A 14,217-nucleotide genomic window follows, 5' to 3' on the forward strand; every position below is an offset into this window, starting at 1 on the left:
GATGGAGGGCAGATGAAAATTCTGGTGGTGGAAGACGAGGTCAAAACGGGCGAATACCTGGCTAAGGGGCTGACGGAAGCGGGCTTTGTGGTGGATCACACCGACAACGGCCTCAACGGTTATCACCTTGCGATGACCGCCGATTACGACCTGATTGTGCTGGACATTATGCTGCCTGACGTCAACGGCTGGGATATCGTGCGCATGCTGCGCGCGGCCAACAAAGGGATGCCAATCCTGCTGCTCACCGCACTCGGCACCATTGAGCATCGGGTAAAAGGGCTGGAACTGGGCGCCGATGATTATCTGGTGAAACCCTTCGCCTTTGCCGAACTGCTGGCGCGCGTCAGAACGCTGCTGCGCCGTGGGGCGGCGGTGATCGTTGAGAGCCAACTGCAGGTTGCTGACCTCACGCTCGACAGAGTCTCCCGCAAGGTGACCCGCGGCGATACGCGCATCACCTTGACCAGCAAAGAGTTTACGCTGCTGGAGTTCTTCCTTCGCCATCAGGGCGAGGTGCTGCCGCGTTCACTCATTGCCTCCCAGGTCTGGGATATGAATTTCGACAGCGATACCAATGCCATCGACGTCGCCATCAAACGCCTGCGCGCCAAAATTGACAACGACTTTACGCCGAAGCTGATTCAGACCGTACGCGGCGTCGGCTACGTGCTTGAGGTTCGCGATGAAGGTTAACTCGCGTCGCCGCCCGTTCTCGCTCGCCACCCGCCTGACCTTTTTTATCAGCCTGGTGACCATTCTTGCGTTTGCCGCCTTTACCGGAATGATGCTGCATTCGGTGGAAAAACACTTCGCCGAGCAGGACGTGAATGACCTCAAGCAGGTGAACGCGACGCTTAATGCACAGCTTACCGCGCCGGATATCTCAGAGGCCGAGAAGCTCGCCAATATCCAGAGCGCGCTGGCGGGCTATCGCAATATTGTTGTGATGCTACGCAGCCAGGACACTCCGCTGCTGTATCGCTCCCCCACCGGGCCGGATCTATCGCCGATCTTTGCATCTCCCCAGTTTTCGCAGGCGTTGAAATCCCAGCGCATGTTCCGCTGGGTTGGCAGCAGTATGCCACCGATGGAGAGCCACGACGCCAGCGCCATGCCGACAACGACCTATCGGGTTATCGCTTCAACGATTCAGAGCGATAGCCAGCGCTATACGCTGCTGACCGCGCTATCGATAGACTTCCATCTGCACTATCTCAAAGAGCTCAAGCGCAACCTGATGATGATCGCTGCCATCATCAGCCTGTTTATCGTGATGATCGTGCTGATCGCGGTGCGTAAAGGCCACCAGCCGCTGCGTGATGTCAGCCTGGAGATCAAAAATATCACTTCGGAAAATCTCGACGTGCGGCTGGATCCCACACGCGTGCCGATCGAGCTGGAGCAGCTGGTTATCTCGTTTAACCAGATGATCGGCCGGATCGAGGATGTGTTCCGCCGTCAGGCCAACTTCTCCGCCGATATCGCCCACGAGATGCGCACGCCAATCACTAACCTGGTCACCCAGACCGAGATAGCGCTCAGCCATCCCCGGACGGTCAAAGAGCTGGAAGACGTGCTCTACTCCAGCCTTGAGGAGTACAACCGCATGGCGAAGATGGTCAGCGATATGCTGTTCCTGGCGCAGGCGGATGAGAACCTGCTGGTACCGGAAAGCGTACCGCTGGATCTGCAGACGGAAACCATGAAGGTGTTTGAGTTTTTCGAAGCCTGGGCGGAAGAGCGCGACGTGGCGCTACGCTTTGTTGGGCAACCGTCGCTGGTGATGGGCGATCCGCTGATGATCCGCCGTGTTATCAATAACCTGCTCTCCAACGCCATTCGCTACACCCCGCGGGGGATGTCGGTCACCGTCCAGGTGAGCGCTCATAGTGATAGGGTCATCTACAGCGTAGAGAATCCAGGCACGCCGATTGCCGAGGAGCATTTGCCTCGCCTGTTCGATCGCTTCTACCGGGTTGATCCTTCGCGGCAGCGGAAAGGGGAAAACAGCGGAATTGGGCTGGCGATCGTGAAGTCGATCGTCCGAGCGCATCATGGGAAGATTGGCGTGACATCCGATACCGTCGCCACGCGCTTTATCATTGAACTGCCAACGCTTAAGGCTTAGTCGCGCAGCCAGTGCAGCTTCTTGCCGAAGCCGAGCGTGTTGTCGGTGAACTTCAGTTCATCGAGGCGCAGTTCCCACACCGGCGCGGAGAGCATCCGGGCAACGGGGAAGCGTTTGACGTAGAGCGCGCGTTTTTCATCGGCTTCATCGCCGCTCAGCAGACGAATTTCGCCTTTGAACTGCACGCCGCGAATCAGCGCCACGGTCTTCGGCTGGCCGTTTATCGTGCCGGCAACCGGCGCCTGCTGGCCGGTCATCTGACCATGGCGCGTGGTCTCTTCGCTGAGCAGGTAAAAGGCGACGCGCTGCGCGTCGTAAACGTAGAATGCGTTCGCGCACCATAGCTCGCCTTCCTTCGCGACGCACCAGCTGACGACATGCTGTTTTGCCAGCCACTTGCTAATGGCAGTGAGGGTTTCCATCCGTTCTCTCCGTTATGCTATGGTGCGTTCACCCACACAGACAGGTTGCCACACGTGCGTTGGTTTCTTTATCTCGTCCGTACCGAGGACGACAAATTGTACACCGGTATCACCACCGATGTTGAACGACGGTTCCACCAGCATCAAAGCGGTAAAGGGGCGAAAGCGCTGCGCGGCAAAGGCGTGCTGCGGCTGGTGTTTTCCGGTGAGGTTGGCGAGCACTCGCTGGCACTGCGCCTGGAGTACCGCATTAAGCAGCTAACGAAGCGCCAGAAAGAGCGCCTCGTCGCAGGTGACGGTTCATTCGAAACGTTACTGAGCGGCCTTAAACACGATTGAAGTGGTCAGAATACTCCACCAGCCCGTGAACGCCATTCAGCGCGTCGTCTGCCAGACGATGTACCATAAATGCGTCTTCGGTGCCCGGCCAACGACAGCGCAGATCGTACTGTGCCGCACGCTCAAAGCCAAAACGACCGTAGAGCTCAGGTTCACCCAGCGTGACTACCGCCGCGTAGCCAAATTCATTGAGCGAATCCAGCCCTTCATAGACCAGCTGACGCGCCAGCCCCTGACCACGGTAGGCTTCGTCTACCGCCAGCGGTGCCAGCCCCACCCACTGTAGCTCTTCGCCTTCAATGCTGACAGGGCTAAATGCAACATAGCCGACGACATGACCTTCATCGTCTGTGGCTACCAGTCCCAGCGTAATTAGACCGTCTTCGCGCAGCTCGCGGACCAGATTGGCTTCGCCGTCACGGTTGAAGGTACGACGCAGCAGCGCGTCGATACCTGGAGCATCAATTCCAATTTCTACTCGAATCAGCATGGCTCACCTACCGATGTATGTTTAGTTTCTGATGGTGATTTTAGGCCAGCCTCTACGAAATCAGCCAGCTGCATCAGCATCATGCGCAACGCTTTCGGCATCTGCTCAAGCTCAATGGCATCCATCAGGTTTTTGACATAGAGACCCAGCTCCGTATCCCCTTCAATCACCAGGCGGCGCTGGAAGAAGAGCGTATCAGGGTCCTGTTTGCGCGCGGCGATCATTAACAGATCGCTCGCATCTGCGCTGAAGCTCACGTCCGCCTGAGCGGCGTCGCTGACGATTAAGCGCCCGTTCTCGACGGAGGTAAACCAGGTGAGGCCAATATCACGCACCTCAATACTCAGCCAGCGGCCGTCAAGAAAATCCAGTTCTCCGTCATCCAGCGCCTGGCGGAACTGCCAGCTTAACACCTGCTGAAGGACCTGCCGTTTAAGCGCGAACGGCGTGAATTTCACCGGAACGCTCATCAGAGTCGGTGCGACATGGACCAGACGTGAACGCAGTTTATCCAACACAAGCTTTACTCCCTGAATGCAATAGTTCCGTTATTTTGCCATATCAGTTAAACGACATAGCGGCGTAAATCAACAATTATGTCGTGAGGTAGAGGGATTATTGGCGTCATCAATACGCTTTTGTCTGCCTCAAATCAAAAATGATTAGCGATAGGTTAACTAAAATCTCCATTCATTAACAATAATGCGCCCTGCTGGGCCGCTAACTCAGGAATAATTATGGAGTTGCTCTGCCCTGCCGGAAACCTCCCGGCGCTAAAGGCGGCTATCGAAAACGGTGCCGATGCGGTGTATATCGGGCTGAAAGATGATACTAACGCCCGACATTTCGCCGGTCTTAACTTCACCGAGAAAAAGCTGCAGGAAGCGGTGAACTTCGTACACCAGCATAAACGTAAGCTGCACATCGCGATTAATACCTTTGCGCACCCGGACGGCTACGTCCGCTGGCAGCGTGCCGTCGATATGGCCGCACAGCTGGGCGCCGACGCCCTCATCCTCGCCGACCTCGCCATGCTTGAGTATGCCGCAGAGCGCTACCCGCATATTGAGCGCCATGTCTCCGTTCAGGCATCAGCGACCAACGAAGAGGCGATTAATTTCTACCATCGCAACTTTAACGTGGCCCGCGTAGTGCTGCCACGCGTGCTGTCGATTCACCAGGTGAAACAGCTCGCTCGCGTCACGCCAGTGCCGTTAGAGGTATTTGCCTTTGGTAGCCTGTGCATTATGGCGGAAGGCCGCTGCTATCTCTCATCTTACCTGACCGGCGAGTCGCCAAACACCGTCGGTGCCTGCTCACCGGCGCGCTACGTGCGCTGGCAGCAAACCCCGCAGGGGCTGGAGTCACGCCTTAATGAAGTGCTGATCGACCGTTATCAGGATGGCGAAAACGCCGGTTACCCAACGCTGTGTAAAGGCCGCTATCTGGTCGACGGCGAGCGCTACCACGCGCTGGAAGAGCCAACCAGCCTCAACACCCTGGAACTGCTGCCGGAACTGCTGGCCGCCAATATCGCCTCGGTGAAAATTGAAGGCCGCCAGCGTAGCCCAGCGTACGTCAGCCAGGTGGCGAAGGTGTGGCGTCAGGCGATTGACCGCTGCATGGCCGATCCGCAGAACTTCGTCCCGCAGGCCGCGTGGATGGAGACGCTTGGCTCGATGTCGGAAGGCACCCAAACCACCCTCGGCGCTTATCACCGTAAATGGCAGTAGGAACAGCAATGAAATATTCATTAGGACCAGTGCTTTACTACTGGTCAAAAGAGACGCTGGAAGATTTTTACCAGCAGGCCGCTACGAGCCACGCCGACACCATCTACCTCGGTGAAGCAGTATGCAGCAAGCGTCGCGCCACCAAAGTGGGCGACTGGCTGGATATGGCGAAATCTCTCGCGGGTAGCGGCAAGCAGGTCGTGCTCTCTACGCTGGCGCTGGTGCAGGCATCGTCTGAGCTGGGCGAACTGAAGCGCTACGTCGACAACGGCGAGTTTCTTCTGGAGGCGAGCGACCTTGGGGTAGTTAACCTCTGCGCCGAGCGCAAGCTGCCGTTCGTCGCCGGTCACGCGCTGAACTGCTACAACGCCGTCACTCTGCGGATATTGCAAAAACAGGGTATGGTGCGCTGGTGCATGCCGGTTGAGCTGTCTCGCGACTGGCTGGTGAACCTGCTTAATCAGTGCGAAGAGCTGGGCATCCGCGATAAGTTTGAGGTGGAAGTGCTGAGCTACGGTCATCTGCCGCTGGCCTACTCCGCCCGCTGCTTTACCGCACGTTCGGAAGATAAGCCCAAGGATGAGTGTGAGACCTGCTGCATCAAGTATCCGAATGGGCGCAGCATGCTGTCGCAGGAGAATCAACAGGTGTTCGTGCTGAACGGCATTCAGACCATGAGCGGCTATGTTTACAACCTCGGCAATGAGCTGACGTCGATGCACGGGCTGGTTGATATGGTGCGTCTGTCGCCGATGGGCGATGAGACCTTCGCCATGCTCGACGCCTTCCGCGCCAACGAAAACGGTGCCGCCCCGCTACCGTTGACGGCTAATAGCGACTGTAACGGTTACTGGAAGCGTCTGGCTGGGTTGGAGCTGCAGGCCTAAACATCCCCGGCGTCGCTGCGCTCGGCCGGGCTACAGTTCGTCTGTAGGCCTGATAAGCGCAGCGCCATCAGGCATTTTCTGACCAGCGCCCATCGTATAAAGCTCACTTTGTTAACAACATTCACTATTCTTTAATGCAGTATAAAAAGATTAGCAGCTAGCAAAGTGAGCCTTTATGACTGACAAAACCGTTGCCTTCTCGGTGCTCGATCTCGCGCCGATCCCTCAGGGTTCCTCCGCGCGAGAAGCCTTCTCCCATTCGCTCGATCTCGCACAGCTCGCTGAAAAGCGCGGCTACCACCGCTATTGGCTAGCAGAACACCACAATATGGTGGGTATCGCCAGTGCGGCAACCTCAGTGCTGATCGGCTACCTCGCCGCCCACACCACCACGCTGCATCTGGGTTCCGGCGGCGTGATGCTGCCCAACCACTCGCCGCTGGTGATTGCCGAGCAGTTTGGTACGCTCAACACGCTCTATCCTGGCCGTATCGATCTCGGCCTGGGCCGCGCGCCGGGCAGCGATCAGCCAACGATGCGCGCACTGCGCCGCCATATGAGCGGCGATATCGATAACTTCCCGCGCGATGTCGCAGAGCTGGTGGACTGGTTTGATGCAGTCGACCCTGACCCGCAGGTACGCCCGGTACCGGGCTACGGCGAGAAGATCCCGGTGTGGCTGCTCGGTTCCAGCCTTTATGGCGCTCAGCTTGCCGCGCAGCTCGGCCTGCCGTTTGCTTTCGCCTCCCACTTCGCCCCGGATATGCTGTTCCAGGCGCTGCATCTCTACCGCACCAACTTCAAGCCATCGGCGCGGCTGGAAAAACCGTACGCGATGGTGTGCATCAATATCATCGCCGCCGACAGCAACCGTGATGCCGAATTCCTCTTCACCTCTATGCAGCAGGCGTTCACGAAGCTGCGTCGTGGAGAAACCGGGCAGCTACCGCCGCCGATTCAGCAGATGGAGCACTTCTGGACCCCGTCGGAGAAATACGGCGTTGACCAGGCGCTACGGATGTCACTGGTCGGTGATAAGGCGAAGGTTCGCCACGGGCTGGAGTCGATTCTGCGGGAAACGCAGGCGGATGAGATTATGGTTAACGGCCAGATTTTTGACCATCAGGCGCGACTACATTCGTTTGGGTTGGCGATGGATGTGAAGAAAGAATTATTGGGGTAGTGCGGTTTGTTCCCCTCACCCCGGTCCTCTCCCCAAAGGGGCGAGGGGGAAGGCCTGTCCGAGCGCTTTCTTAACCGAAATACCGCACCGAGCGGTTCCCTCTCCCCCGTGGGGAGAGGGTTAGTGTGAGGGGGCGAATCCCTTACTGATAAACCGGCAGCAGATTAAAGCTCGACAGCACGTGCACCAGCGCGTTACCCACACCAAAGATCAGAATTAGCGCAATCATCGGCTTACCACCCCAGACGCGGAATTTCGGGCTACCGAAGCGCTTGCGGGATTTACGTGCCAGCAGCGCCGGAACAATCGCCGCCCAGATAGTCGCCGCCAGCCCTGCATAGCCAATGGCATACAGGAAACCGTTCGGCCACAGCAGGCCACCGATAATCGGCGGCAGGAAGGTCAGCAGTGCGGTTTTGAAACGGCCCAGCGCAGAGTCATCAAATTTGAACAAATCCGCCAGATAGTCAAACAGACCAAGCGTCACCCCAAGGAACGAACTCGCCACCGCAAAGTTTGAGAACACGACCAGCAGCAGATCCAGGCTACGGCTATTGAGCACGCCGCTCAGCGCCTGCACCAACACATCAATATTGCCGCCCTTCTGCGCAATGCCGATAAACTCCGGACGTGGGATGTTGCCCATCGTCCCCAGCAGCCACACCGTGTAGAGCACCAGCGCCAGCAGCGTGCCGTACACCAGGCATTTCACAATGGTCTTAGGATCTTTGCCGTAGTACTTCATCAGACTTGGTACGTTACCGTGATAGCCAAACGAGGCCAGACAGAACGGCAGCGTCATCAGCAGGTAAGGCGTATAGCTGGCGTGCGTCTCCGCTACGTTAAACAGCGTAGCGGGCGTGACGTGGCCCATCAGGCTACCGAAGGTCAGGAAGAAGGTAATGACCTTAGCGCCCAGCACGATGGCCGTCATACGGCTCACCGCTTTGGTGCTCAGCCACACCACGAATGCCACCAGCAGCGCAAAGCCAAAGCCTGCGGCCCGAGGCGGGACATTCAGCGACATCTCAGCGAAGGTGTGATGCAGAATCGAGCCGCTCGCCGAGATATAGGCGTAGGTCAGGATGTAGAGCACAAAGGCAATGGAAATGCCGTTCACCACGTTCCAGCCTTTGCCCAGCAAATCTTTGGTGATGGTGTCGAAGCTCGAACCAATACGGTAGTTGAGGTTCGCTTCGAGGATCATCAGCCCAGAGTGCAGCATGCAGAACCAGGTAAACACCAGCGCCGCCATCGACCAGAAGAACCACGCCCCGGACATGACCACCGGCAGAGAGAACATCCCCGCACCAATGATTGTGCCGCCGATGATCACCACGCCGCCAAGCAGCGAAGGTGACGTTTGGGTGGTGGTTAGTGTCGCCATACAGCCTTTTCTCCAGTGTATTATTTTGCTACTGCATTTTAATGTGTCGCACTGTACCAGTACACGAGTACAAATGGAATAAAAAAAGCCCCAATCATAACGATCGGGGCTGTATATATTACTTTACGCTTTTAAACCGTGAGGTTTATGCGTCACCGCCGAAACGACGACGACCGGTAGAATCATCACGACGTGGAGCAGCTCCTGCATCATCACGGCGCGGCGCACGGTTACCACCGTCACGACGCTCACCGCTGAAACGACGACCATCACCACGACCGCCTTCACGACGCTCGCCGCCGAAACCGCGACCTTCGCCACGACGTTCGCCACCGAAGCTACGACCGCCTTCACGACGTTCGCCGCCGAAGCTACGACCGCTACGCTCTGGACGAGGCTGCGCGTCGCCGATCAGCTGCATGTTCATCGGTTTGTTCAGGATGCGGGTGCGAGTAAAGTGCTGCAGTACTTCGCCCGGCATGCCTTTTGGCAGTTCGATAGTAGAGTGGGTACCGAACAGCTTGATGTTACCGATGTAACGGCTGCTGATGTCGCCTTCGTTCGCAATAGCGCCAACGATGTGACGAACTTCAACGCCGTCATCACGACCTACTTCAATGCGGTACAGTTCCATATCGCCAACGTCACGACGTTCGCGTTTAGGACGATCTTCACCACCGCGTTCTGCACGGTCGCCACGTGGGCCACGGTCGTTACGGTCACGACGTTCGAAACGATCGTCACGGTCACGGAACTCACGCTTAGGACGCATTGGCGCATCTGGTGGAACGATCAGAGAACGTTCGCCCTGTGCCATTTTCAGCAGCGCAGCGGCCAGCGTTTCAACGTCCAGCTCTTCGCCTTCCGCGGTCGGCTGGATTTGCGCCAGCAGTGCACGGTACTGATCCAGATCGCTGCTTTCCAGCTGCTGCTGTACTTTCGCGGCGAATTTTTCCAGACGGCGTTTGCCCAGCAGATCTGCGTTTGGCAGCTCAACTTCTGGAATGGTCAGCTTCATAGTACGTTCGATGTTGCGCAGCAGACGACGCTCGCGGTTCTCAACGAACAGCAGCGCACGGCCAGCACGACCCGCACGACCGGTACGGCCGATACGGTGAACGTAAGACTCAGAGTCCATTGGGATGTCGTAGTTAACAACCAGGCTGATACGCTCAACGTCCAGACCACGTGCCGCAACGTCGGTTGCGATCAGGATATCCAGACGACCGTCTTTCAGACGATCCAGAGTCTGCTCACGCAGAGACTGGTTCATGTCGCCGTTCAGCGCGGCGCTGTTGTAGCCGCTACGTTCCAGGGCTTCAGCCACTTCCAGGGTCGCGTTTTTGGTACGAACGAAGATAATCGCCGCATCAAAATCTTCAGCTTCCAGGAAACGTACCAGCGCTTCGTTTTTGCGCATGCCGTACACAGACCAGTAGCTCTGGCTGATGTCAGGACGAGTGGTTACGCTGGACTGAATGCGTACTTCCTGTGGATCTTTCATAAAGCGACGGGTAATACGACGGATAGCTTCCGGCATGGTTGCAGAGAACAGAGCGGTCTGATGACCTTCTGGAATCTGAGCCATGATGGTTTCAACGTCTTCGATAAAGCCCATACGCAGCATTTCATCAGCTTCGTCCAGTACCAGACCGCTCAGTTTAGAGAGATCCAGGGTACCGCGCTTCAGGTGGTCCAGCAGACGACCTGGGGTACCGACGACAATCTGTGGCCCTTGACGCAGGGCGCGTAACTGCACGTCATAACGCTGGCCGCCGTACAGGGCAACCACGTTTACGCCGCGCATATGTTTAGAGAACTCGGTCATTGCTTCAGCCACCTGAACCGCCAGTTCGCGGGTCGGGGCCAGCACCAGGATTTGAGGTGCTTTCAGCTCAGGATCGAGATTATTCAGCAGTGGCAGGGAAAACGCTGCGGTTTTACCACTACCTGTCTGGGCCATACCCAGAACGTCACGACCGCCCAGCAGGTGCGGAATGCACTCAGCCTGGATCGGAGATGGTTTTTCGTAACCCAGATCGGTAAGGGCTTCAAGGATAGGAGCCTTCAGGCCCAGATCTGCAAAAGTGGTTTCGAATTCAGCCATGTAGTACAAGTGCCTCAATATTAATGGCGGCCAGTCTACATAACTCATCATGAAATTGATCTGCAATTTTCATTGAAAAGTGTGAACCGGCTCAAAGTAGGTGTATTAACGAACAACAACGCCCTCACCCGCAAAGGTGATGGCAATCAAAAAGATTACGGGCTGATGTAGTCGTCAGCTATTGCTGGTCCGATTCTGCCAGGTCATCTTGGTCCTGGCCCAGGAGCGATAATTCCAACAATGCGTATCGGTGCTCAACGTAGTTGTGTACGTTGTTGGCAACCGCCAGTTTGAACAGTGCCGTAGCGCTGTCCTTGTCCCCAAGACTTAGGTAATACTTACCTAAATAGAAGTTGGTTTCACTGAGATGCTCAGCGAGCGAGGTGTTATCCGTTGCGTCCGCCTTCAGGCGTTCCATTAACGTTTTTTCGTCAATGTTGCCTAAGTAGAACTCGACAATGTTCCATCCCCACTGTTCTTTATCCGATTTGTCGAAGCGTTGCTTCAACGCGTCTTTTGCCTGCTTCTCATCGAGCTTCTGCTCGGCGAGATAAAGCCACAGGCTGCGGAAAGGATCATTGGGATCGTCTTGATAAAACGCCAGCAGATCATCTTGCGCTAACTTCGCACGGCCACCGTAATAAAGCGCGATGCCGCGGTTCAAGTGCGCATAATTGTAAGTTGGATCAAGCTCAAGTACAGAATCAAACGCTTCATAGGCAGCATCAAAATTGCCTGCCTGCGTTAAATAAATGCCTAAGTAATTGAATACTTCAGGCATATCAGGTCGGATTGCCAGCGCTTGCGAGAAATCGTTACGCGCTAATGCCCTCAGACCGAGACTATCATACAACACTCCGCGCTCATATAAAAGCTGTGCGCGTTCGTCATCGGTTAAAGCCCGACTGGCAAGAATTTGTTCCATACGTGCCAGGATCACTTCCTGCTGTAAAGTCGGTTGCAATGGCACTGCGAGGACTTCACTCTTACGCCAGGCAGAGTTGCTGCATCCTGCCAGCGTGAGTGCTGTCGCAACGAAACACCAGCGCAAAAAAGGCTTCATTTCCCACTCCCGAAGACAACAATTGGATGAACGTCCTGTCCCCCGCCTGCAAACAAGGCATCCGGCCAGCTAAATGTGCCCTCCGCAAACGCGGAGGGCAAAGGCAAACCTTACTCGCCCTGCTCTGCTGCCGGAGCTGGTGCTGCGGCGGCTGGCTGAGACTGCTCGGTTGCTTCTTTAATGCTCAGACGGATACGGCCCTGACGGTCAACTTCCAGAACCTTAACCGGTACTTCCTGGTTCATCTGCAGGTAGTCGGTCACTTTCTCAACGCGCTTGTCAGCGATCTGAGAGATGTGTACCAGACCTTCTTTACCGCCACCGATGGCAACGAATGCGCCAAAGTCAACGATACGGGTCACTTTACCGTTGTAGATACGACCTACTTCGATTTCTGCAGTGATCTCTTCGATACGACGGATAGCGAATTTCGCTTTTTCACCGTCGGTCGCAGCGATCTTCACGGTACCGTCATCTTCGATTTCGATGGTGGTGCCGGTTTCTTCGGTCAGAGCACGGATAACAGAACCGCCTTTACCGATAACGTCTTTGATCTTGTCTGGATTGATCTTGATGGTGTGGATACGTGGAGCGAACTGAGAAATGTCGCCACGTGGCGCGTTAATCGCCTGTTCCATCACGCCCAGGATGTGCATACGAGCACCTTTAGCCTGGTTCAGAGCAACCTGCATGATCTCTTTGGTGATACCTTCAATTTTGATATCCATCTGCAGTGCAGAGATACCGTCGCGGGAGCCCGCCACTTTGAAGTCCATATCGCCCAGGTGGTCTTCGTCGCCCAGGATGTCAGACAGAACAACAAAGTTGTCGCCTTCTTTCACCAGACCCATCGCGATACCCGCAACGGCAGCTTTGATAGGCACGCCTGCGTCCATCAGCGCCAGGGAAGCACCACATACGGAAGCCATGGAAGAAGAACCGTTAGATTCGGTGATTTCAGAAACCACACGAACGGTGTACGGGAATTTGTCCAGCTCTGGCATCACTGCCAGCACGCCGCGTTTCGCCAGGCGACCGTGACCAATCTCACGACGCTTAGGAGAACCGACCATACCGGTTTCGCCTACGCAGTAAGGAGGGAAGTTGTAGTGGAACAGGAAGTTGTCAGTACGCTCGCCCATCAGTTCGTCGAGGTTCTGTGCATCACGGGTGGTGCCCAGGGTCGCAGTCACCAGCGCCTGAGTTTCGCCACGGGTGAACAGCGCGGAACCGTGAGTACGTGGCAGAACGCCAGTACGTACGTCCAGACCACGGATCATGTCTTTTTCGCGACCATCGATACGCGGCTCGCCTGCCAGTACGCGGCTACGAACAACGTTCTTCTCGATGGCGTGCAGGATTTCACCCAGTTCGTTAGCGTCCAGGGTTTCATCTTCTGCAACCAGCTGAGCGATGGTTTCAGATTTAATCACGTCAACCTGAGCATAACGCTCTTGTTTGTCGGTGATGCGGTAAGCGTCGCTCAGGCGAGATTCTGCCAGCGCAGCAACGCGCGCGTTCAGCGCTTCGTTGACGGCTTCTGGCTGCCAATCCCAACGTGGTTTGCCCGCTTCTTTAACCAGCTCGTTGATCTCTTTGATAACAACCTGCTGCTGTTCGTGGCCGAATACAACGGCACCCAGCATCTGGTCTTCGCTCAGCAGTTCTGCTTCGGATTCAACCATCAGTACGGCAGCTTCGGTACCGGCAACAACCAGGTCCAGCTTACTCTCTTTCAGTTCGTCCTGAGTTGGGTTCAGTACGTACTGGTCGTTGATGTAACCAACACGAGCAGAACCGATTGGACCGTTGAACGGAATACCGGACAGGGACAGGGCAGCAGATGCGCCAATCATCGCAACGATGTCTGGGTTAACCTGTGGGTTAACGGAAACAACGGTCGCGATAACCTGAACTTCGTTAACGAAGCCTTCTGGGAACAGCGGGCGAACCGGGCGGTCAATCAGACGCGCGATCAGGGTTTCACCTTCGCTTGGGCGGCCTTCACGACGGAAGAAGCTACCTGGGATACGACCAGCAGCGTAAGTACGCTCCTGATAGTTAACGGTCAGCGGGAAGAAGTCCTGGCCTGGTTTCGCTTTTTTCTGACCTACAACGGTAACGAATACCGCGGTGTCATCCATGCTAACCATAACAGCGGCAGTTGCCTGACGCGCCATCATGCCGGTTTCCAGCGTAACGGTGTGTTGGCCGTACTGGAACTTACGAACGATCGGATTAAGCAAAATTCTATCCTTTCTTATTAAATGGCGGCACACCCTCTGGCGTACCGGCCGATGATACCGATCTTCTTTGCATCCTCGCGACTAATGACAACCCTAACCCGATGCGGGTAAAGCCTCTCATTAGCCGCGCGAACCTCTGCAACGAAGAATATGCACAACAACAATACATTATACCCGTTATCTTTCAAAATACTGCTGTGTCGGTAATTTCAGCTCAATTTTGTCTAAA

The 14,217-nt window shown here is 55.9% G+C and carries 14 protein-coding genes; 6 read left to right on the forward strand and 8 right to left on the reverse strand.

The window, feature by feature from the left end; translation table 11 throughout:
* Positions 1 to 12 precede the first annotated feature (12 nt).
* On the forward strand, positions 13 to 696 hold the full coding sequence (locus ACLGE8_RS08885) for a copper/silver response regulator transcription factor (RefSeq protein ID WP_185667834.1): 684 nt from the start codon (positions 13 to 15) through the stop codon (positions 694 to 696).
* Complete coding sequence (locus tag ACLGE8_RS08890; RefSeq protein WP_410998015.1) at positions 686 to 2,131, forward strand: Cu(+)/Ag(+) sensor histidine kinase; 1,446 nt, start codon at positions 686 to 688, stop codon at positions 2,129 to 2,131. The genes ACLGE8_RS08885 and ACLGE8_RS08890 overlap by 11 nt, the downstream gene beginning before the upstream one ends.
* Here ACLGE8_RS08890 and ACLGE8_RS08895 read toward each other — a convergent pair.
* Positions 2,128 to 2,553: a YhbP family protein gene (locus ACLGE8_RS08895; RefSeq protein ID WP_185667832.1), complete on the reverse strand. Its 426-nt coding sequence runs from the start codon at positions 2,551 to 2,553 to the stop codon at positions 2,128 to 2,130. The genes ACLGE8_RS08890 and ACLGE8_RS08895 overlap by 4 nt on opposite strands.
* A 54-nt stretch (positions 2,554 to 2,607) precedes the next feature.
* On the opposite strand from ACLGE8_RS08895, the gene ACLGE8_RS08900 reads away from it, so the two are divergent.
* Positions 2,608 to 2,892 (forward strand): GIY-YIG nuclease family protein, encoded by a 285-nt coding sequence (locus tag ACLGE8_RS08900; protein ID WP_410998016.1) that lies wholly within the window; start codon positions 2,608 to 2,610, stop codon positions 2,890 to 2,892.
* On the opposite strand, the gene ACLGE8_RS08905 is transcribed toward ACLGE8_RS08900, so the two are convergent.
* Together ACLGE8_RS08905 and ACLGE8_RS08910 are read right to left on the reverse strand one after the other, a co-directional pair.
* Positions 2,879 to 3,382, reverse strand: coding sequence for a GNAT family N-acetyltransferase (locus tag ACLGE8_RS08905; RefSeq protein WP_410998017.1), 504 nt, complete (start codon positions 3,380 to 3,382; stop codon positions 2,879 to 2,881). The genes ACLGE8_RS08900 and ACLGE8_RS08905 overlap by 14 nt on opposite strands.
* Complete coding sequence (locus tag ACLGE8_RS08910) at positions 3,376 to 3,900, reverse strand: SCP2 domain-containing protein (RefSeq protein ID WP_220440894.1); 525 nt, start codon at positions 3,898 to 3,900, stop codon at positions 3,376 to 3,378. Before ACLGE8_RS08910 ends, ACLGE8_RS08905 begins: the two co-directional genes overlap by 7 nt.
* A gap of 219 nt (positions 3,901 to 4,119) precedes the next feature.
* Here ACLGE8_RS08910 and ACLGE8_RS08915 point away from each other — a divergent pair, with 219 nt between their 5' ends.
* The 3 genes from ACLGE8_RS08915 to ACLGE8_RS08925 all read left to right on the forward strand — a co-directional run bounded on the left by ACLGE8_RS08915 (position 4,120) and on the right by ACLGE8_RS08925 (position 7,185).
* Entirely contained in the window at positions 4,120 to 5,115 is a 996-nt protein-coding gene (locus ACLGE8_RS08915; protein ID WP_410998018.1) for a peptidase U32 family protein, read from the forward strand.
* A gap of 8 nt (positions 5,116 to 5,123) precedes the next feature.
* A complete protein-coding gene (locus tag ACLGE8_RS08920; protein ID WP_410998019.1) occupies positions 5,124 to 6,002 on the forward strand; it encodes a U32 family peptidase in 879 nt (292 codons plus the stop codon).
* A 175-nt stretch (positions 6,003 to 6,177) separates the two neighbouring features.
* Positions 6,178 to 7,185: a luciferase-like monooxygenase gene (locus ACLGE8_RS08925; protein ID WP_410998020.1), complete on the forward strand. Its 1,008-nt coding sequence runs from the start codon at positions 6,178 to 6,180 to the stop codon at positions 7,183 to 7,185.
* A gap of 142 nt (positions 7,186 to 7,327) precedes the next feature.
* On the opposite strand, the gene mtr is transcribed toward ACLGE8_RS08925, so the two are convergent.
* The 5 genes from mtr to pnp all read right to left on the reverse strand — a co-directional run bounded on the left by mtr (position 7,328) and on the right by pnp (position 13,988).
* Positions 7,328 to 8,572 carry a tryptophan permease gene (mtr, locus tag ACLGE8_RS08930; RefSeq protein ID WP_410998021.1) on the reverse strand — a complete coding sequence of 415 codons (1,245 nt, stop codon included), beginning with the start codon at positions 8,570 to 8,572 and terminating at the stop codon, positions 7,328 to 7,330.
* A 145-nt stretch (positions 8,573 to 8,717) separates the two neighbouring features.
* Positions 8,718 to 10,679 (reverse strand): DEAD/DEAH family ATP-dependent RNA helicase, encoded by a 1,962-nt coding sequence (locus ACLGE8_RS08935; protein ID WP_410998023.1) that lies wholly within the window; start codon positions 10,677 to 10,679, stop codon positions 8,718 to 8,720.
* Positions 10,672 to 10,752 carry a protein YrbN gene (yrbN, locus tag ACLGE8_RS08940; RefSeq protein WP_100249910.1) on the reverse strand — a complete coding sequence of 27 codons (81 nt, stop codon included), beginning with the start codon at positions 10,750 to 10,752 and terminating at the stop codon, positions 10,672 to 10,674. The genes ACLGE8_RS08935 and yrbN overlap by 8 nt, the downstream gene beginning before the upstream one ends.
* A 105-nt stretch (positions 10,753 to 10,857) precedes the next feature.
* On the reverse strand, positions 10,858 to 11,742 hold the full coding sequence (nlpI, locus tag ACLGE8_RS08945) for a lipoprotein NlpI (protein WP_185667823.1): 885 nt from the start codon (positions 11,740 to 11,742) through the stop codon (positions 10,858 to 10,860).
* A gap of 110 nt (positions 11,743 to 11,852) precedes the next feature.
* Positions 11,853 to 13,988, reverse strand: coding sequence for a polyribonucleotide nucleotidyltransferase (pnp, locus tag ACLGE8_RS08950; RefSeq protein WP_185667822.1), 2,136 nt, complete (start codon positions 13,986 to 13,988; stop codon positions 11,853 to 11,855).
* Positions 13,989 to 14,217: the final 229 nt, after the last annotated feature.

The sequence above is a fragment of the Kluyvera sp. 142486 genome (assembly GCF_046569695.1).
Lineage (GTDB): Bacteria > Pseudomonadota > Gammaproteobacteria > Enterobacterales > Enterobacteriaceae > Kluyvera.